The sequence below is a fragment of the Gammaproteobacteria bacterium genome (assembly GCA_035279405.1).
Lineage (GTDB): Bacteria > Pseudomonadota > Gammaproteobacteria > Natronospirales > REEB76 > REEB76.
Map to the genome: position 1 here is coordinate 109804 of DATEHU010000033.1, position 19805 is coordinate 129608.

Below are 19805 nucleotides of genomic sequence, written 5' to 3' on the forward strand. Positions count from 1 at the left end.
ACATGCATGCACAAGGCGAGAAAATCTGGCAGCCGGTAGTGAGGCCGTTTCTCTGGCTTCACCACCGGCTGCTGCCGGGCAATACGCAATTCGGATGGACGCCCTATCTGTGGCTGCCCTACCTCACTTTTTTCTTTCTCAACTATACAAACAAACCGTTTGGCGCCCTGCGCTGGACTCTATATGCGGTCGCGGGCCTGGTGTTCATCGCGCTGTATTTCCGCGGCTACCATGCCGCCAACCGCCGCGCCACACGCGAACTCGGCTGGATCATCACCGTCATCACCCTGCTCGGCTGCGGCTTCATGTGGCCGAACGCCAACGGTCTGGTGTTTTTCATTTATGCCGCCGCATTATGCGGCAGTCTCGATACCGTCAAGAACGGAGTGTGGGCGCTGCTGCTGATCATCGTCGCGTGTTTCAGCAGCGCGTTATTGGCAAACGTCAATCTCATGGTTTTGAGTTACATTCTGTTTTTCGTAATTGTCCTTGGCCTGGCCAATCTTTATTTCGGCGAGATGGGCCGCAAGAACCGCGCGCTCAAGCTGTCGCAGGACGAGATCCGCAAGCTCGCCGCCAGTGCCGAGCGCGAGCGCATCGCGCGCGACCTGCACGACCTCCTGGGCCACACGCTCACGCTCGTGACCGTCAAGGCAGAACTCGCGGCCAAGCTTGCGGAGCGCGATCTCGCGGGCGCAGCGCGTGAAATCCGCGACGTGGAGCGCATCTCGCGCGAGGCGCTCGCCCAGGTGCGCGAGGCGGTGGGCGGCTATCGCAGCAGCGGTCTGGTCGGCGAACTCGTCAATGCGCGCGTGGCGCTCACCGCCGCCAACGTCAGGCTGGCGGAAAGAGTGGAGCCGCCGAAATTGTCTCCCGCACAGGACTCGGTGCTCGCCATGGTGCTGCGCGAAGCCGTGACCAACGTGATCCGTCATTCCGGCGCGCACCACTGCCGCATTGAACTCGAAAACCGCGACCGGGAACTGTGCCTGCTGATCGAGGACGACGGCCGCGGCGGCACCCTGCACGAGGGCCACGGCCTCAAAGGCATGCGCGAGCGCCTGCAGACGGAGGCTGGCCGGCTGGAAATCGACTCCGGCCATGGCGGCACGCGCCTCACCGTGCTGTTGCCCACGCATCCCTCTGCTCCGGAAAGCGGACCGGTGATGGCCTGAGCATGATCAAGGTGCTCGTCGCCGAAGACCAGGGCATGATCCTGGGCGCACTCGCCGCGATGCTGGACCTCGAAGAGGACATTTCGGTGGTGGCGCGCGCCGCCAACGGCAAGGAGGCACTCAAACTCGCGGCGGAATTCAATCCGGACGTCGCGGTCACCGACATCGAGATGCCGGGCATGACCGGTCTGGAATTCGCCGCGGCGTTGCAGGCACACCAGCATGCCGCCAAAGTCATCATCGTGACCACATTTGCGCGGCCGGGTTATCTGCGCCGCGCGCTCGACGCGGGCGTCAAGGGCTATCTGCTGAAGGACGCACCGGCGGAACAACTGGCGAATGCCATCCGCAAGGTACATGACGGCGGCAAGGTAATCGCGCCGGAACTCGCCACGGAAGCGTGGGAAAGCGCGGATCCGCTCAACGACCGCGAGCGTCAGGTGCTGCGCCTCGCCGGCGAGGGCCTGGCAAGCGCGGACATTGCCAAGCAGTTATTTCTCTCCGAAGGCACGGTGCGCAACTATCTTTCCGAAGCCATCGGCAAACTTGGTGCCGCCAATCGCATCGAAGCCGCGCGCATCGCACGTCAGAAAGGTTGGCTTTAGGCGAAAACACGCCGCCGGCCATCGGCATGCAGGGATTTTCGGCTTAGTGCAGCGGGTGGATCTGCGGAGAACTATCCAGCAGCGGGCGCGCCATGTCCCTGCGCACCGAGATTACGTCCGGAAGTTTCGCAACCTGTGCCGCTTCGGCAGCAGTGAGCTTCACCGTCATGCCGTTCATGGCGTAGAAATACACAAAAGCCGGCGTCACCGTGCACCCCAGCGCAGCGTCCAAGCTGGCCAGGAATTTTTCCTGCTGCGCCTTGAGATAGGCGAGATACGCACGGCTGGCCGGACTGTTCAGATCAAGAGATCGCGCACCCGTAACCGCAGGGTTTGTGGCCGCCAAGCCCGGCAGGTCACCCGCGTAGCTCGCCAGAGGCGCGGCGCTGAGCTGCACGATGTACGGCTGCGCAGCGGTCGCATCCGCCACTCCGGCATTTGAAGCGCGTGCGCTCGCCCCGATCACCGGGGCAATCTTCAGGGTTTTCTGCGGCGTACTGCTGCATGCACCCAGCAGCAAAGCGCACATCAGCATCATTGCCACAATCAGTACACTGATCAAGAAACGCACGCTACGCTCCAAGGCCGCAAGTGGGCCGCGAAACATGTGCACACTTGTCATTCGGGTACGCGCGTAGCGCAATCACGGAAGCGCCGGTTTTCGACCACTCCGCTTGCACGCTTCCTGCGTACATTGCATTACGCGCACTTCCGGCGGCGCAGCACCGTCACACCCAGACCCAGCGCCAGCAATCCCAGCAGACCGAGGCCGCCGCCACCGCCGCTGGAGGGTGACTGCACGCTGAAGCTCACACTGCCGAACGTACCGCCACCGGGCGGGGGTATGGTCACGGACACCGCATAGGTTCCGGCGTTGGCAATCGCCGATGCCGGCACGGTTGCGGTTAATTGCGTGGACGACACAAAGGTCGCGGTAAGCGGCGTGCCGTTGAAATTGACCATGGCTCCGTTCACGAAGTTGGTGCCGTTCACGGTCAATTTGAACGCGCCTCCACCTGCGGTGGCGCTGGTGGGTGAAATGTTCGTGACTGTCGGCTCGGCCGCCACGTTCTCGGTTACCGGCACCACGATGAACGGTGTGTTCGGGTCATTGCCAAGCACGCACAACACGCCGCCGATGCTGCCCGCGGCCAGCGCAGCCGGATTGAACTGCACGGTCACCGTGCCGGTGGAATTCGGCTGGACGGCGCCGCTCGTGGCGCTGAGGCTCAGGCCGGGAATGGCGCTCACCGCGCTGCCCGAGCAGTTGAGCGTACCCATGAGTTCGAACGCCAGCGACATGCTGCCGGTGGCATTCTTGTCCACATTGGTATTCGGACCCAGCAAGGCCCAGTTTGCGATTCCCGGCGATCCCGCCGCCTGCCCAAACAGATTACCCGGGTCAATGAGCGAACCGCTGCCGCCGCCGGGCGCCGATTCGAACCAGTACCAGGCTTCGTTCGTGCAGCCGCTCCCGGACTTGAAGGCGCAGCTGTCATTGAAGGTGGGAACCACCAGCAGCCAGTACTTGCCCGCGGACAGATTGAGGGCCGGCGCCCCGGCTGTGCCGAGATCAAGATCGATGTTGCTGAATTGGGTATCCGTGGTCACACCCGGCGCGGTGGGTGCCGCCGTAAAACTCCACAGATAGTCATTCTTGCCGTCTTCCGGATTGCCCGCCGGCTCGCCGTTGGCGTCGGCATACACATACCAGGAGATTTGCGTGGCATCCGCTGCGGCGCCGGCCGCTGTCGAACTTTGTGCAAAGCCCTCGGCGTTCACACCGGTAATGCTGCCCGCCACCGGCATGCTGAAGGTATCAGCGCTGTAAAGGCCGTGACCGTCACTGGTGAAGTAGGACGAGGGGACGCCATTGTCGCTGCTGTCGGAAGGCCGGTTTACGATGGGCACGGGACTGCTGGCGCGCGGTACGCTGCCAGTGCCGGCATCAGCCATGAGCGGGTTCGCCGCGCTGCCGGCCGGGCTGGCGACGCTGTCGAGTGTCCAATTGAGCACGCCGGGGCCGGTGTTCTGGATGGTCAGCGCCTGAGTCTGGGTGCTGCCGCCGGCGGTCAGCGCCTGCGTGAATGAACCGGGCGACACGCCCATCTTCGGCTGTGGCACGGCATTGAAGACCGCCACCGGGAAATGTTGCGTCGGCGCGGCGCTGCCGTCGGGCTCTGTGCTGCTGGTGGTGAAATCCACGCGCCCGAAGACCCATTGATTGACGGTCAATCCGCCCATCGAAGCCGTGAATGTCAGCACCTCGGTGGCGCCCGGATTCAGGGTGAATGAGGTCGGACTCACGGTCAGCCACGGCACGGTTGACGTCACGGTGTAATTGAGCCCCACCGTTTGCACCGAGGTCAGAGTGCGCGTCCAACTGCAGCTCGCCTGGCAGTTGGCGTTGCCGAGGCTCGGCAGATTGATCCCGGTGGGATCGCCGCCGCTGTCCGGATTCTCGGCGTCGAAATTCGCCTTGGTTACCTCCAGCACGAAGCCGGCACGCGCCGCCACGTTCACCTGAATGCGGCCCGCACCCGCGCTCTGCGGCGTCGGCGGTTCCGGTTCCGTGACCGTGCAGGAGTTGGCCGTCGCGTTGGCGGCATCGCATTGATCGTGCAGGTTTGCATCCGGCACTGCCGTGGTCATGAGCGCCGACTTGATGGCCATGGGATCCCAGCTGGAATGCAATTCCATCAGCAGTGCGCCCGCGCCCGTGCTGTGCGGCGTGGCCATGGACGTGCCATCGAGGAAACCGAAAGTTTCCTGCTGATTGTCCGGACAGGTGGAAGGCGTGACGGTGTAACAGGGATCCGCCAAGGCGCCCAGGATGCTTACACCCGGCGTCACCACGTCCGGCTTGATCAGGCTGTCAAACGCATTCGGCGTTGCGGGATAGGTGCCCACGGGTCCGCGCGAGCTGAAGCCGGCCACGAAGTCCGCGGCCGATGTATTGCCGCTGCTGTAGGTGGCGCCGGAGAGTTGTGCCGTCAATGTCGCGCTACCGCTGCCCGTGATCCAGTTGCGCAGCGTGTTTCCGTCCGTGATATCAATCAGCGTGCCGGGAATATCGTATTGCTCGGCGACCATGAGACTACTGCTGGCGGGGGTGGTGGCAATTACCACAGCGCCCGCGCCGCCCTGCTTGGCGTCGTCCGCCTTGTCCACCAGCGCAATCGCGCCGCGATCGCAGAGCACGATGACCCCAGCGGGCAATGCCGGCGTGGTAAAGGTCTGGCCCGCGGGCACGGCGAAGGGATACAGACACTGCGCGGCATCGGTTTGCGCGTTGCCTGAGGGTTGCACGTAGGCCTGGCCCGACTGCGAATACTTCTGGCTCGCGTAGTTCGCCGTCAACCAGGCGTAATACTGCGTGCTGTACGTATAGGCGCTGTTTCCGGCATACACGATGGGCGCCGGACCAAAACCGCCGGTCGCGCCCTGACCGCTGAGGGTGCCGGTCGGCGTTCCCGTGCCGCCGCTGAAATTCTCCAGATTGTTCGGACCGAACTGCCCGTCATGGGTACCGGCGGCCACGGTCATGACCCAGGGTCCCAGGTGCTGCACCGCATACTGGCTGCCTGGCGTCTGGCTGTTCGGCGGGTTGGCGGGTCCGCCATTGCCGGCGGCGGCGGACACGAAGATGCCCGCCTGCTCGGCCGCTTCAAAAGCCTGCTCCACCGGATCGTTGTAGGGATCGTCGCTGCCGCCGATGGAATAATTGATGACCATGCCCTTGAAGCCGGTGGGATCGGCGGTTTTCAGCGCGCTCAAATCCTGGATCGCCTGATCCACGGCGGCGATACTGGCTGATTCGCTGCACTGATCCTTGGGATCGCAGACGTCGTACGCGATGATATTCGCGTGGGGTGCGACACCCGAGAAATTGAAGCCGATGCCGGCTACCGTAGCGGTGGTGAAATTGCCCGCGGCAATGCTTGCCGTGTGCGAGCCGTGGCCCTCGGAATCTCGCGGCGAGTTTGCGTCGTTGCCCGTGCTCAGGGTGTACGTGTAGGCGCCGATTAATTTGGAATTGCAGGGGAAACTCGCCTGATAGGTATCCGGCTGCCCGGCCGCGGTATTGGCCGGATTGCATACGCCCAGATAGCTGCTGGCGCCCAGCGGATTGGCAATCGTGTAGCCGTCCGCGCCGGCGGCGGCAAACGAGGAATTGGCCGCGTTAATGCCGGTGTCCAGGTCCGCAACCACCACGCCTTCGCCTTCGTTGTCACTGCCGCTGCCGGTGTTGAAAGTGGGCAGGGCCCAGAGCTGCGCCGAACCGATCCAACTGCGGCTCGGAAACGTATCGGTCGCGGTCGCGGGAATCGGCACGCTCACCGGCCGGAAAGACCGGTCGGGCTGAATGGATTTCACGTTGGGGAGACTGCGCAATTGCGCCACTTGCGCGGCGGTCAAGCGCACGGCCATGCCGTTCAGGGCATAGTGATAGTCAAAACGCGGGCGCAGCGGGCGCTGCACAATGCTGGCGGCACGGGTCAGAAACTGCGCGTGCTGCGTGGCCATTGCGCGCACATAGGCCTGGATGGTCGGAGCGCGCACATCCAGGTAACGTTGGCCGCGGCTCTCGGTGCTGTGGGTCTCAACCCCGGCGCCGCGCGCATAGATCGCCGCCGGCAGGACATTGAATTGCACGATGTAACTTTGCATGCCGTCGGCACGGACCGCGGCGGCAACCTTGTCGGCGGCCGGCCTGAATATCTTTTGTGCCACGCCGATGCTGAGCTGCAAACCGCCCGCCGCCACCGCGGCAGCGGCCAGGACCAATACGGCGACCCCCACCAATCCCCGGAAATGTGCGAGATGCAGTTTCATCGGCGTGCCCCTCGAAAGCTGAAACGAACCAAACCACGTGCGGTTAACCGGCAAAGACGCAAGCGCGTTGAAATGATCGGCAGAATCCCCTCAAGTTCCCTTTGAGATGGTTCGTTTCTAGCACAGCGTCCGCGTGCAAGTCAAAATCACGGCGCACGGCCCCGATGGAGAACCGGTCATGCAGATATTCTCCGGCGGCCAGCCGCAGCACGCAGTTACTTGATTCCTGTCGTGCACGGCACACAATGCTCAGGTTGGCGGTGGAGTGCCCGAGGCGCATACTGCGCGTCCATGATCGTTCCACCGTCGAGGTGCGTGATGCTCAAGCTGGCCGTTCCGCTTCTTTCCCTTGCGCTTGTCATCCCCATGACTTCTGTCCTCGGCGAGCCGCCGCAGGCATCCAACAGCATGTACAGCGGCATCGCGATTCCGGCATCGAAAACACCGGTGCATGTCGGCGGCTTCCCGCCACGGGTTGAGCCCGCCGATCTCGTGCTGCGCGGCGGCAGCATTGAAACGCTTGATCCGGTGCAGCCCGAAGTCCAGGCGCTTGCGGTGCATGACGGCAGGATTCTCGCGCTCGGCAGCGATGCCGCGATCGCGCATTACATCGGCAAGCACACCCGGGTGCTCGACCTGCACGGCGCCTTCGTCACGCCCGGCTTCATCGAGGGCCACGGACACCTGCTGCAAACCGGGCGTTCGCTCATGGAGCTGAATGTCGGTCAGGCGCCCGATTGGGACGCCATCGTGGCGATGGTCAAAGCCGCGGTCGCCAAGGCCAGGCCCGGCGAATGGATCGTCGGCTTCGGCTGGCAGCAGACCAAATGGAAAATCGTGCCGCAGCCTAACGTAGACGGCCTGCCGCTGCCGGCCGGACTGGATGCGGTCTCACCGCACAACCCGGTGCTGCTCGAGCACGTCAGTGGCCACGCGGTGTATGCCAACGCCGCGGCGCTGAAGCTCGCCGGCATCACCCGTGACACACCTAACCCGGTGGGTGGAACCATCGTGCGCGACGCAGGCGGAAACGCCATCGGCATGCTGCGCGATACCGCCGACAGTGCGGTGTTCACCGCCTACGCGCGCTACCTCGCCACCCTGCCGCCCGCGGACATCGCCGCGCGCCGCGAACAGGCGCTGCAACTGGCGGTGCACAACGAAATCAGCAAGGGCATCACTACCTTCGTGGACATGGGCGAGGATTTCGCCACCGTGGACTGGATCAAGCAGCAGGCCGCAAAAGGACTGCCGCTGCGGCTGTACGTGAACATCGCGGGCGAGTCCGTGGCCGCGCTCAATGCGCATCTCGCGCAATACCGCAGCGTCGGCTACGCCGACAATCATTTCACGGTGCGCGGCGTGGGCGAAATTCTGTCCGACGGTGCGCTCGGCACGCGCAGCGCCTGGATGCTCGAGCCCTACAGCGACGCGCCGGACATCACCGGCAAGAACGTCACGCCCATGGATGAAATCCGGCAAATCGCCGAGATTGCCGCACGCGATCAGTTCCAGCTCTCGGTACACGCCATCGGCGATCGCGCCAACCGCGAAGTGCTGGATCTGTATCAGAGGATTTTCACCGCAGATCCGGCCGCGCACGCGCTGCGCTGGCGCATCGAACATGCACAGCACTTGAACCCCGGCGACATTCCGCGCTTCGCCAAACTTGGAGTAATTGCCTCCATGCAATCCATCCATGCGTGCTCGGACGCGCCGATGGTGATTCCGCGCCTGGGTGAGCAGCGCGCAAAAGAAGGCGCCTACGTGTGGCACGCGCTCATCGAGTCGGGCACCATGGTGCTCGATGGCACCGACACACCGGTCGAGGACACCAATCCGATCCCGAATTTCTACTGCGGCGTGACGCGCGGCTACGGCGCCGGGAGATACTTCTTCCCGGATCAGGTCAAGACGCGCATGCAGGAGCTGCGCTCTTACACCTGGAACAACGCCTACGCGATATTCGAGGATCAGGAACTCGGCTCACTCGTGCCCGGCAAACTCGCCGACCTGGACGTGTTCTCGGGCAATCTGCTGACGCTGCCCGTGGGCGACATCCTGCGCACGCGCGTGCTGTACACCATCGTCGGCGGCAAGATCGTGTACCAGCGGCCGGGCGCGGAAAACTGGCGCAGCGGCCAGTTATTCGAACCCATGCCGGAGTTCAACCACGTGCAGTAAAGGCATGAGCGCGGCAGTGCGCATCCACAGCTTCACGCGCCCACGTGCAGAATCTTGAAGCTGTTGGTGCCGCCGGTCACGCCGCTGAGTTCGCCCTTGGTGCAGATCACGTAATCGCCGTTCTTCACCAGCTCGCGTTTGCGCAGCTCGCCCACGGCGCTTTCCAACACGCGATCGGCGTTCTCGTGCAGCACGTCGAAGGCCACCGGGTACACGCCGCGGTACAAGGTCACGCGCCGGCGCGTGGCTTCGTGGCGGGTCATGGCGTAGATCGGGATGCCGGAGCTGATGCGCGACATCCACAGCGGGGTCGAACCGGACTCGGTGAGCGCGATGATGGCCTTCACGTCCATGTGGTTGGCGGTGTACATCACCGCCATGGCAATGGCTTCGTCCACGCGCTCGATGTGCTGTTCCTGACGGCGCGCGGAACGCAAGGTTACGCGCTGGCGCTCGGCGCCCTCGCAGACCCGTGCCATGGCCTCCACGGTCTTGACCGGGTATTTTCCGGCGGCGGTCTCCGCCGACAGCATCACCGCATCGGTGCCGTCCATGACCGCATTCGCCACGTCCAGCACCTCGGCGCGCGTCGGCACCGGGCTCGCGATCATGGATTCCATCATCTGCGTGGCGGTGATCACCACGCGCTGCAGTTCGCGGGCGCGGTGGATGATGAGCTTCTGGATGCCGGGCAGTTCGGCATCGCCGATTTCCACCGCCAGATCGCCGCGCGCCACCATGACCGCATCGCTGGCCTTGATAATGCCGTCCAGATTCTGGATGGCCTCGGCGCGCTCGATTTTGGCGACGATTCCCGCCTTGCTGCCGGCTGCGCGCAACAGACTGCGTGCCCTTTCGATGTCGGCCGCATCGCGCGGAAACGATACCGCGAGATAATCCACGCCCAATTGCTCGGCGAACTTGACGTCGCGCAGATCCTTGTCGGTGAGCGCGGCCGCAGACAGTCCGCCGCCCTGACGGTTGATGCCCTTGTGGTCGGAAAGCTCGCCGCCGTTCTCCACGCGGCACAGGATGCGCGCACCCTTGACGCTGTCCACCCTCAGGGTGATTTCGCCGTCGCCCAGCACCAGCAGGTCGCCGGTTTTGACGTCGGAAGGCAGCGCCTTGTAGCTCAGCCCGACGCTTTCGCTGCTGCCGGCGTTGTCCGGCAATTGCGCATCGAGCGTGAACGCCTGGCCGTCCTTGAGCGTGACCTTGCCGTCGCGGAATTTCTCGATGCGGATCTTGGGGCCCTGCAAATCGCCGAGCACGCCCACGTCCTTGCCGACCCTGGCGGACGCGGCGCGCAGCTCCTGCACGCGGCGTTGGTGGTCGGCAGCTTCGCCGTGGGAAAAATTCAGCCGCACCACGTCTACGCCTGCACGCACGATGGCTTCCAGCGTCTCCGGCTTGTCGGTCGCGGGCCCGAGCGTGGCGACAATTTTTGTTCTGCGCGGCATGGCCTAATTATGCGCTGTGCTTTTCGGGATTGCGAACGCGCGGGAAAAAACAGTTGCGAGTGAGAAAGTGAGGCCGTGACACCTCACTCCTCACTCCTCACACCCTCACTTCGTTCTTCCAGCATCGCCACCGCCGGCAGCTTCCGGCCTTCGAGAAATTCAAGAAACGCGCCGCCGCCGGTGGATATATAGGAGATGCGATCGGCCACGCCATACTTGTCGAGTGCCGCGAGTGTGTCGCCACCGCCGGCGATGGAAAATGCCGGGCTCTCGGCCACGGCCTCCGCCACCGCACGCGTGCCTTCGCCGAACTGATCGAACTCGAATACACCCACCGGACCGTTCCACACAATGGTGCCGGCCTGTTTCAGGAATTGCGCATACAGCTCCGCGGTATCCGGGCCGATGTCGAGAATCATCTCGTCCGCGCCCACCTCGCCCACTTTGCGCACATCGGCCTCCGCGCTCGCAGCAAACTCCCGCGCCACGACCACGTCCACGGGCAGCGGAACGCTCCCCTTGCGCGCGCGTGCCGTCTCCATGAGCCGCTTGGCCTCGGGGATCAAATCCGGTTCATACAGCGATTTGCCGATCTTGTGGCCCGCCGCGGCAATGAAGGTATTCGCGATGCCGCCGCCGACGATCAACTGGTCCACCACTTTGATCAGCGCATCCAGCACCGTGAGTTTGCTGGACACCTTGGACCCCGCGACAATCGCCACCAGTGGCCGTGCCGGATTTTGCATTGCGCGCGCCAGGGCTTCCAGCTCGCCGGCCAACAAAGGCCCCGCACACGCGATGGGCGCGTATTTGGCCACCCCGTGTGTGGAAGCTTCGGCGCGGTGCGCGGTGCCGAATGCGTCCATCACGTAGATGTCGCAGAGCGCCGCCATCTTGCGCGCCAGAGCATCGTCATCTTTTTTCTCGCCCTTGAGAAAGCGCACGTTTTCGCAGAGCACGGCTGCACCGGGCGCAACAGCTACGCCCTTGAGCCAATGCCCGGCCAGCGGCACATTCACGCCCAGAAGCTCGCTGAGCCGGGCGGCCACCGGCGCAAGCGAAAGGGCCGCATCGAATTCGCCCTCTTTCGGTCGGCCGAGATGCGACATGAGCATGACGCGCGCGCCGGCCTTGAGCGCCTGCTGAATCGTCGGCAGCGCGGCGCGGATACGCGCGTCGCTGGTGATTCGGCCGGTCTCGTCCAGCGGTACGTTGAAATCCTCGCGGATCAGCACGCGCTTGCCGCGCAGATCGAGGTCCGTCATCTTGATCAAATGCATATTTGCTCTTATACGCTAGGACATGGTGAGGGTGAGGCCGCGCACTTCGTGCGCTGGTGAGGGAGTGAGGCGTGAGGTAAAGAAACTATGCCAACAGCATCGCCACTCCTGCTCCTCACTTCCTCACTCCTCACCCCTCACTCTTATTTCGCGTTCCAGAATGCCAGCGCAACATCCAGCATGCGGTTGCTGAAACCCCACTCGTTGTCGTACCAGCCGCAGACCTTCACCAGCCGGCCCAGGGCCCTGGTCATCCACGCATCGTAGGTGCAGGACGCCGGGTTGTGATTGAAGTCCACCGACACCAGCGGCTTGTCGTTGTAGTCCAGCACGCCTTTCAAACTACCGGCACTGGCCTTTTTCATGATGCCGTCAATTTCGTTCTTGCTGGCGTCGCGCCCGGCAAGAATCGTAAGGTCCACGATTGACACGTTGATGGTAGGCACGCGGATCGCGAAGCCGTCGAGTTTGCCGGCGAGTTCCGGCAGCACCAGGCCGATGGCGGACGCCGCGCCGGTCTTGGTGGGAATCATGGATTGCGTCGCCGAGCGCGCGCGCCGCAGGTCCTTGTGATACACGTCGGTCAGCACCTGATCGTTGGTGTAGCTGTGCACGGTGTTCATGAGGCCGCCGACGATGCCGACGCTCTCGTTCAGCACCTTGGCGAGCGGCGCGAGGCAGTTGGTGGTACAGGAGGCATTCGAGATCACGGTGTGTGAAGCCTTCAGAATGCCGTGATTGACGCCGTACACCACGGTCGCGTCCACGCCTTCGGCGGGAGCGGAAATCAGCACTTTCTTTGCGCCGCCCTGCAGGTGCACCGCGGCCTTGGCCTTGCTCGCGAACAGTCCGGTGGACTCGATCACGAGTTCCGCGCCCGCGCTCGCCCAGGGAATTTTCGCCGGGTCGCGCTCCGCGAACACACGGATGCGGTCACCGTTCACGACGATGGCATCGCCCTCCACGGTCACGCTGCCGGGAAATTTTCCGTGCGCGGTGTCGTACTGGGTCAGGTGCGCGTTGGTCGCGGCGTCGCCCAGATCGTTGATGGCGACGATCTTCAAATCGTTCTTGTGCGACCCCTCATAAAGCGCGCGCAAGATGTTGCGGCCAATGCGGCCGTAACCGTTAATGCCAATCTTGACAGCCATCGTCTTGCTCCTTGTCAGTCAGTTCATTCTGAAATCACGTGCTGCGTACTGAGTGCTGCGTCAAAGTCAAAGCTTCTTGCGCAGCCCGCGGCACCGGGCACCCAGTACCTTCTCATTGGCCGAGCGCCGCCTTCACATTCGCGACGACGTTCTCCACGGTGAAACCAAATTCCTTGAAGACCTCTTCGCCCGGCGCCGAAGCGCCGTAATGGTCAATCCCGACCACGCGTCCTCGGTCACCCACGTAGCGCGGCCAGAATCCGGTGACTCCAGCTTCCACTGCCACGCGCGCCGTGACCGCTCGCGGCAACACGTATTCGTGCCAGTCCTTGTCCTGGACGTCGAACACACTGGTGCAGGGCATCGAGACCACGCGTACGCGCAGTTTTTGTTTGGCGAGTTCCCTGGCGGCGTTCACCGCGAGGCCCACTTCCGAGCCGGTGGCGATGAGGATGGCATCCGGCGCACCTTCGGTATCCACCAATATATAGGCGCCGCGGCGGATGTCGCGCACCTGCGCCGTGCTGCGCGTCTGGTGCGGCAGACTCTGGCGCGAGAGCGCGAGCGCGGTGGGTCCCCGGCGGCGTTCGATGGCGGCTTGCCAGGCCACCGCGGTTTCGACGTCGTCACAGGGGCGCCAGAGTTCCAGGCCCGGCATGAGGCGCAGACTTGCCAGATGTTCGATGGGCTGGTGCGTGGGGCCGTCGCCGCCGAGCCCGATGGAATCGTGCGTATATATAAGAATGCTGCCCGCGCCCATGAACGAGGCCAGGCGTACCGCATTGCGGGCGTAATCGGAAAACGTCAGGAACGTGCCGCCATAGGGGATCAGCCCGCCATGCAGCGCCATCGCATTGAGGATCGTGGTCATGGAAAACTCGCGCACGCCGAAGTGCAGGTAGTTGCCGTCGAAATTGTCGCGGCTGATGACACGCGAACCTTTCCAGAAGGTATCGTTGGACTCGGTGAGATCCGCCGAGCCGCCGACCAGCTCGGGCAGCAACGGTCCGAAGGCGTTGAGCGCCTGCTGCGATGCCTTGCGCGTCGCCATGTCGGCACCCTTGGCGGCAATCCCGGTCACCACCTGTTCCGCCTGTTTGGTCCAGTTCTCCGGCAGCCGCCCGGCCGCGCGGCGTTCGAACTCGGCCGCCAGTTCCGGATATGACTTGCGGTATTCCGCGAACAGCTTGTTCCAGTTGTCCTCGAAAGCCCGGCCGCGCGCCTTGGCGTCCCACGCGGCGTAATATTCCTTCGGAATCTCGAACGGCGGATATTTCCAGCCGAGCGCGACGCGCGCGGCCGCGACTTCCTCGGCGCCGAGCGCCGAGCCGTGACACGCCGCCGTGCCCTGCTTGTGCGGGGCGCCGTAACCGATGATGGTCTTGCAGCAGAGGATCGAGGGGCGATCGGTGACCGCACGCGCCTCTTCGATCGCGCGCTTGACCGCCGCGCCGTCCATGCCGTCCACGTTGCGCACCGCGTGCCAGCCATAGGCTTCGAAACGCTTGGGCACATCGTCCGTGAACCAGCCCTTCACGTGCCCGTCGATGGAAATGCCGTTGTCATCGTAAAACGCGATCAACTTGCCCAAGCCGAGCGTGCCCGCAAGCGAGCAGGCGCCGTGCGAGATTTCCTCCATCAGGCAGCCGTCGCCGCAAAACACATAGGTGTGATGGTCCACGATCTTGAAGCCGGGGCGGTTGAATTGCTGCGCCAGCAACCGTTCCGCAAGCGCAAATCCCACGGCGTTGCCCAAGCCCTGGCCGAGCGGCCCGGTGGTGGTCTCCACGCCGGGCGTGACGCCGTACTCGGGATGGCCCGGAGTTTTCGAATGCAACTGCCGCAGGCGCTCGATCTCGGCCATCGGCAGGTCGTAGCCCGAGAGATGCAGCGCCGCGTACTGCAGCATGCAGCCGTGGCCGTTCGAGAGCAGAAACCGGTCGCGGTCCGGCCAGTGGGGATCGGCGGGATTGTGCTTCAGGTAATCGTTCCACAGCACTTCGGCGATGTCCGCCATGCCCATGGGCATGCCGGGATGACCGGATTTGGCGCGCTCCACCGCATCCATGGCAAGCACGCGAATGCAATTTGCGAGTTCGCGGCGAGAGGACATTGGAATCTCCACTCAGGCAGGGTGTCTATTTTCGCGCACGTCGCACTCAGGTACAACTCGACCGCGTAAAATGTCGTCCGTTGTAAAGTGAGGCGACCTTGCCTTGAGCAAGCCATATCAACAGGAACTCGAAGTGCGCTGGGCTGATCTCGACCCCAACGGCCACATGCGCCACACCGCCTACATGGACTGCGCGGCGCAGGCGCGCGTCGGTTTCCTGAACGCCGACGGCTTCACGCTGGAGCGCTTCCGCGCACTCGGCATCGGCCCGGTGCTGTTCCGCGAGGAAGCCCAGTACCTGCGCGAAGTGCGCGCCAACGAGCGCCTGCGCGTCACCACGGAGATCGCGGGGCTCTCGCCCAACCGCAAGCACTGGCGCATCCGCCACCAGATTTTCAAGGCGGACGGCGAACTCGCCTGCGTGGTAAACGTACAGGGCGCGTGGCTGGACCTGAGGGCGCGCAAAATCGTGCCGTCGCCCGCGGAGCTGACCCAGGCGATGGAGAAGGTCCCGCGCACCCAGGATTTTGCCGAGTTCGAGCCCCGCAAGCCCGCGTGATTCGCGTTTCCAGCGTCGCCATTGATGTGGAGAAGCCCCGCAAATCCCCCCTCACCCCCCTTTTCCAAAGTGGGGCACGCCGCAGTAGAACGTGCCGATACAACACCGCGCTTCGCCCCCCCTTTTTGCAAAGGGGACGCTGCAGCAAGATGTGCCAATCCAGCGCGGCGATTCCCCTTCCCCCCTTTGCAAAGGGGGGCGCGCCGCAGGCGCGGGGGGATTTGACGCCGCGGCACCAGCAAGACCGAGCTGTTCCTGCTGCCAGCCATTCAGGTGTTCCCTTCCGGCGAGTACGCCTGAAGATTAAGCAAACTTAATGCACGAGTTCGTGCGAAACAGGCAACAGCAACTAAACTTGATTTTCCCGCGCCGCTTCAAGAGGCGAACCATGCCGTTACGCAGCCTGCTGCTTTGCCTCTGCCTTGCGCCCGTGAGTGGCGTATTTGCCGGGACAGCGCCGCCGCCCGCCGCGGCGTCCGCCACCGTAGCCCTGCACGTCACTTACCAGGTCACGGAAAAACCCGCGAAATGTCCCGCGGGAATGCATCCGCAAGGTGGCTGCGTGTGGTTGATCGGCACAACACTCGAATCCGCCGCCCGCTGGCCCGAAATGCGCCGGCTTGCGATTGTGGATGCTCCCGCGCCGGGGCTGCCCGCAGGTTGCGACACCGCCACCAGCAGCGGCGTACTCTACGGCAAACACGGGAATGTTCATTTCAAAGGCAGGGGCTATTACTGTCCGAAAACCGACACCGCCTTGTACCGCTACACTCTCGACGCAGCGCAGGCGAAGCGTCATGACCTGCCCGTGCATGGCACGATCCGTTACACCGGCAGCAGCAACTCCGAGATCTTTGCGTCTTCCGACCAATAACATCACGAGGGTCCAGCCATGAAAACACCCGTACTTCCCTCTCTTTTGCTCGCTCTGTTACCGCTCCCCACGTTGGCGGCACCCACACTGCTCACGCCGCAAGCCGTCATCAAGATTCCCGGCGGCGAACACGGCATCGGTTTTGACGACATCGGCTACGCCGCGGCCTTGAACCGCATCACGGTTCCGGCGGGCGCCACAGGCAATCTGGTGCTGATTGATCCCGCCACCGACGCGCTCACCGTCATTCCCGGCGTAAGCGCACCGCCCGCGAACAGCAAGGAGCGCCGCGAGGGCACCAGCTCCGCCATGTATGCCGAAGGGTTCCTGTTTGCGAGTGATCACGACCCAGCCGAAGTCGTGGCCATCAATCCGCATAGCAAGGCCATCGTGGGACGCACCGCACTCGAAAGCGGACCGGACTATGTGCGCTACGTGGCTCGCACCCATGAAATCTGGGTGACCGAACCGGAAAAAGAGCAGATACAGGTTTTCAAATTATCCGTGTCCTCAAAGCCCATACTTACGCAGGAAGCCGTCATTCACATCGCCGGCGGTCCGGAATCTCTCGAAATAGACGATGCACGCAACCGCGTCTACTCCAATCTCTGGAAGGACAAGACGGTTGAAATGGAACTCACCACGCACAAGGTGCTGGCCGAATGGCCGAATACCTGCAAAGGCTCGCGTGGCCTCGCGCTGGATGAGGAACGCGACCACCTGTTCGTGGCCTGTACCGAAGGCAAGGTGGCGGTGCTCTCGCCCGGCGAACACGGCAAAGTGCTGGCGAGCGCGCCGGCCGGCGCCGGCATAGACATCATCAGCTACAACCCGGCGCTGCATCATCTGTACGTGCCCGGTGCACGTGCCGCCACGCTCACGATCTTCGATGTGTCTCCGGCCGGCGCACTCGAGGCGCTCGCCGTTTACAAAACCGCCGAGCATGCCCACTGTGTCACCGACGACAACCACGGTCACGTCTTCGTCTGCGACCCGCGCGGCGGCGACATTCTGAAAATAGACGACCGCTGAGCTACCTTCGTTCGCCCTGAGCGTAGTACCGCAGGTACGAAGTCGAGGGGTGGAGTACGGGAATTTACCGTGCTCCGACTTCGCGGGACGGCATTCCGCTACGCTCAGCACGAACGCTTTAAGATTCTGAATGGTCTCTGGAAATGATCACTATTGGTTCAGCCATTTAGGGCCACTGACAAACGGATTGCCGCGCTCATAGAAACGCAGCCGGCGGTCCGCGTCCTTGGTGATGCCGATGCGCACGCCGCGGCCGATGCGTCCAACCGGCCGCAAGGCGTGCGCCAGCCACAGCGGGCCTTGGGCACACAAGTCCAGGCCGTCCAGTTTCATGGTCACGCGCAGTGCCGCCGCCAGGCGTCCCGGCCCGCGCGCCAGATCCTTGTCCGCGACATGGCTGCGGCCGCGCTTCATCAGCTCCTCGCCAGCCAGCGGCTCCAGTGCGCGGAACAACACGGCCGCGCCCACCCCCTCCTTTTCCGCGCTCACGTTCAGCATGTAGTAATTGCCGTAAATGAAATACACGTAGGCATGCCCGGGCGGCAGAAACAGCGAACGGTTGCGCTTGGTCATGCCGTTGAACGCGTGACAGGCCTTGTCGTAAGGCAGATAGGCTTCGGTTTCCACGATACGCCCGATGATCCGGCGTTGAGGCAGTTCGCGCACAAGCGTCTTGCCGATGAGATACCGCGCAAGTTTGGTCGCGGCCACGGGCAGGCTGCGGCGTGACAACCGCCGCAAGGAACTGATGGACGACGTCGGGATGCTCACGCGATCAGCTTCACGAGCCGGGTTCGCCCGTCTCACGCTGGACAACGTAAACCGTGCCGCGGCATGGCCACCCTCTCATCGAGATTCCCATGCACCCACTATGGCATACGGCACACTCATGGGAAATAAAAAGCCCCGCCGCGAACGGCAGGGCTTTTCATCGTCTGAATCAAATCAGACACACCGCAGATTTACCACCGAGAGCGGTTACCACCACCATTACCGCCACCGCCAGAGCGGAAGCCACCGGTACGCGGCTTGTCGGTGGCAACGCTGACCTTGAGCGGACGACCGCTGAGGTCCTTGCCATTCTGCTCGAGCGCCTTCTCCGCCGCGGCCTGGGTCGCGAAGGTGATGAATCCGAAGCCCTTGGGGCGGCCGGTATCGCGATCCATGATCAGGGCCAGTTCTGAAATTTCGCCGTACTGGGAAAAGATTCCGCGCAACTGCGTTTCATCCACCGAGTAAGGAAAATTTCCCACATACAGTTTGTTCTGTGACATTGCAATCTCTCTTAAAAGTAATGGATAACTTGAACGTTTGTTCTCGAAAACAGTGGCGGGTAATGACTGTCAGAAGCCATCTCAAAAATGACTGGGTACGCGCAGAGCACGACTGGCATTAGCGGGAAACGGGGGCGTACAGGGCGGTACACAAACGAGGTACGGGGATGTACGGGTGCCGCGCAAGCCCTGAAAGTCCCCGGTCGGGGAGGAAACAGGATGCCGAAGCGGCGATTCCGAGCTGACGCTACTGGGCTTTGCCAGACGCAGTGGTTTTTGAGATGGCTTCTGAATACCGCTGACTGTGTTGAGAACGCGCGCTTTATACCACGTCCTGCGGAATATAGATAGCAAAGACAGAAGCTAGACGGAGCTATGGCCGTTTTGCTCGATGTTCTCGAGACCACAAAATGTACACAGCCGTGTCTTGCATGCTCCCCGGGCCGGGACTCCCCGAACTGCGTGGAGAACGCCATGAGTTCGCTAGTGGGTCCGCGTCGCAAAGGAAGTGGCGAAGCCATCCTGATCAGGATTTTAGCGGCTGGGGACGTGTGGCTCCGATAGGCAAATCCACCGCCCGCTTCATCTGGGGCGTATCAAAGATGCCGGGGTCACGCAGATAATCCTGCATCATCTCCAGCGAATCCTGGCCCCAGAACAACTGCTCCCCGATAAGGAAAGTCGGTACGCCGAAAACGCCTTTGGATATGGCGGTATCGGTGTTGGTTTTCAACTTCGCCTTGATTCCGGGATCAGCCAATGTCGCCTGAGCATCCTTGATTCCAAGCCGCCGCCCCAGCTCGGCAATTTCCCCGGGGTCCTGTAAATCCCGCCCTTCCTGCCAGATCATGTCGAATGCAACCGCCACATTCGCAGGATTTGGCCCGGCGGCAATGAGCAATCGCTGCGCGGCCAGTGAATTGAAGGGATGCGAGGGCGGCATCTTGAACGGAATCCCCAGATTGCCTGCGAGCCACGTCACATACCGATAGGTGTAGGTTCGTTTGGCCGGGATTTCCGCCGGACCCTTTTGGTCCCAGTGCTTCAGCAGCCCTGCGAGCAGGACGGGAACGTATTCAATTTCAAGGGACTCAGGGAGCTTGTGCAACAGTTTGAGATGCAGATACGCAAACGGAGAAATCACATCAAAATACCAATTCGCGCGAGTCATCTTGCACTCCAGCACAGACATGAAACTGTAGTCTGCCACTGATTATTTAGATATTCGCTCTGACCCCATTTCTCCCACCTTTCTCCTCAGC

At 62.9% G+C, this 19805-nt stretch carries 15 protein-coding genes; 6 read left to right on the forward strand and 9 right to left on the reverse strand.

Annotated elements, in window-relative coordinates; all coding sequences use genetic code 11:
- Positions 1-2: 2 nt before the first annotated feature.
- On the forward strand, positions 3-1175 hold the full coding sequence (locus VJR90_07110) for a sensor histidine kinase (protein HKV97235.1): 1173 nt from the start codon (positions 3-5) through the stop codon (positions 1173-1175).
- A 2-nt stretch (positions 1176-1177) separates the two neighbouring features.
- Entirely contained in the window at positions 1178-1780 is a 603-nt protein-coding gene (locus VJR90_07115) for a response regulator transcription factor (GenBank protein ID HKV97236.1), read from the forward strand.
- A 43-nt stretch (positions 1781-1823) separates the two neighbouring features.
- Here the strand turns inward: VJR90_07115 and VJR90_07120 are convergent, their stop codons facing one another.
- Complete coding sequence (locus VJR90_07120; GenBank protein HKV97237.1) at positions 1824-2351, reverse strand: protease inhibitor I9 family protein; 528 nt, start codon at positions 2349-2351, stop codon at positions 1824-1826.
- A 128-nt stretch (positions 2352-2479) separates the two neighbouring features.
- Complete coding sequence (locus VJR90_07125) at positions 2480-6616, reverse strand: S8 family serine peptidase (GenBank protein ID HKV97238.1); 4137 nt, start codon at positions 6614-6616, stop codon at positions 2480-2482.
- A gap of 366 nt (positions 6617-6982) precedes the next feature.
- Between VJR90_07125 and VJR90_07130 the strand changes: the two genes are divergently transcribed.
- Positions 6983-8800, forward strand: coding sequence for an amidohydrolase (locus VJR90_07130; protein HKV97239.1), 1818 nt, complete (start codon positions 6983-6985; stop codon positions 8798-8800).
- A gap of 32 nt (positions 8801-8832) precedes the next feature.
- On the opposite strand, the gene pyk is transcribed toward VJR90_07130, so the two are convergent.
- From pyk to tkt, 4 genes are all read right to left on the reverse strand, one after another.
- The gene (gene pyk, locus VJR90_07135) at positions 8833-10260 is read right to left on the reverse strand and encodes a pyruvate kinase (GenBank protein ID HKV97240.1); all 1428 of its coding nucleotides are present in this window, start codon (positions 10258-10260) and stop codon (positions 8833-8835) included.
- A gap of 83 nt (positions 10261-10343) precedes the next feature.
- Complete coding sequence (locus VJR90_07140) at positions 10344-11540, reverse strand: phosphoglycerate kinase (GenBank protein HKV97241.1); 1197 nt, start codon at positions 11538-11540, stop codon at positions 10344-10346.
- 143 nt (positions 11541-11683) lie between these two features.
- Entirely contained in the window at positions 11684-12691 is a 1008-nt protein-coding gene (gene gap / locus VJR90_07145; protein HKV97242.1) for a type I glyceraldehyde-3-phosphate dehydrogenase, read from the reverse strand.
- A gap of 112 nt (positions 12692-12803) precedes the next feature.
- Positions 12804-14804 carry a transketolase gene (gene tkt, locus VJR90_07150; protein HKV97243.1) on the reverse strand — a complete coding sequence of 667 codons (2001 nt, stop codon included), beginning with the start codon at positions 14802-14804 and terminating at the stop codon, positions 12804-12806.
- Positions 14805-14907: 103 nt separating this feature from the next.
- On the opposite strand from tkt, the gene VJR90_07155 reads away from it, so the two are divergent.
- From VJR90_07155 to VJR90_07165, 3 genes are all read left to right on the forward strand, one after another.
- A complete protein-coding gene (locus VJR90_07155) occupies positions 14908-15363 on the forward strand; it encodes a thioesterase family protein (GenBank protein ID HKV97244.1) in 456 nt (151 codons plus the stop codon).
- Between the two features lie 388 nt (positions 15364-15751).
- On the forward strand, positions 15752-16237 hold the full coding sequence (locus tag VJR90_07160; protein ID HKV97245.1) for a hypothetical protein: 486 nt from the start codon (positions 15752-15754) through the stop codon (positions 16235-16237).
- A gap of 18 nt (positions 16238-16255) precedes the next feature.
- Positions 16256-17269 (forward strand): hypothetical protein, encoded by a 1014-nt coding sequence (locus VJR90_07165; protein HKV97246.1) that lies wholly within the window; start codon positions 16256-16258, stop codon positions 17267-17269.
- A 150-nt stretch (positions 17270-17419) separates the two neighbouring features.
- Here the strand turns inward: VJR90_07165 and VJR90_07170 are convergent, their stop codons facing one another.
- From VJR90_07170 to VJR90_07180, 3 genes are all read right to left on the reverse strand, one after another.
- Positions 17420-18040 (reverse strand): DNA-3-methyladenine glycosylase, encoded by a 621-nt coding sequence (locus VJR90_07170; protein ID HKV97247.1) that lies wholly within the window; start codon positions 18038-18040, stop codon positions 17420-17422.
- 191 nt (positions 18041-18231) lie between these two features.
- Positions 18232-18543, reverse strand: a complete 312-nt coding sequence (locus VJR90_07175; GenBank protein ID HKV97248.1) for an RNA-binding protein — start codon at positions 18541-18543, stop codon at positions 18232-18234.
- A 526-nt stretch (positions 18544-19069) separates the two neighbouring features.
- Positions 19070-19735 carry a 2-hydroxychromene-2-carboxylate isomerase gene (locus VJR90_07180; GenBank protein HKV97249.1) on the reverse strand — a complete coding sequence of 222 codons (666 nt, stop codon included), beginning with the start codon at positions 19733-19735 and terminating at the stop codon, positions 19070-19072.
- Positions 19736-19805: the final 70 nt, after the last annotated feature.

Bases quoted from the DNA above. Each gene is read 5' to 3' on its own strand.
- tkt (HKV97243.1), bottom strand. From the start codon at position 14,804: ATGTCCTCTCGCCGCGAACTCGCAAATTGCATTCGCGTGCTTGCCATG.
- VJR90_07165 (HKV97246.1), top strand. From the start codon at position 16,256: ATGAAAACACCCGTACTTCCCTCTCTTTTGCTCGCTCTGTTACCGCTC.
- pyk (HKV97240.1), bottom strand. From the start codon at position 10,260: ATGCCGCGCAGAACAAAAATTGTCGCCACGCTCGGGCCCGCGACCGAC.
- VJR90_07160 (HKV97245.1), top strand. From the start codon at position 15,752: ATGCCGTTACGCAGCCTGCTGCTTTGCCTCTGCCTTGCGCCCGTGAGT.
- VJR90_07180 (HKV97249.1), bottom strand. From the start codon at position 19,735: ATGTCTGTGCTGGAGTGCAAGATGACTCGCGCGAATTGGTATTTTGAT.
- VJR90_07125 (HKV97238.1), bottom strand. From the start codon at position 6,616: ATGAAACTGCATCTCGCACATTTCCGGGGATTGGTGGGGGTCGCCGTA.
- VJR90_07175 (HKV97248.1), bottom strand. From the start codon at position 18,543: ATGTCACAGAACAAACTGTATGTGGGAAATTTTCCTTACTCGGTGGAT.
- VJR90_07130 (HKV97239.1), top strand. From the start codon at position 6,983: ATGACTTCTGTCCTCGGCGAGCCGCCGCAGGCATCCAACAGCATGTAC.
- VJR90_07115 (HKV97236.1), top strand. From the start codon at position 1,178: ATGATCAAGGTGCTCGTCGCCGAAGACCAGGGCATGATCCTGGGCGCA.
- gap (HKV97242.1), bottom strand. From the start codon at position 12,691: ATGGCTGTCAAGATTGGCATTAACGGTTACGGCCGCATTGGCCGCAAC.
- VJR90_07140 (HKV97241.1), bottom strand. From the start codon at position 11,540: ATGCATTTGATCAAGATGACGGACCTCGATCTGCGCGGCAAGCGCGTG.
- VJR90_07110 (HKV97235.1), top strand. From the start codon at position 3: ATGCATGCACAAGGCGAGAAAATCTGGCAGCCGGTAGTGAGGCCGTTT.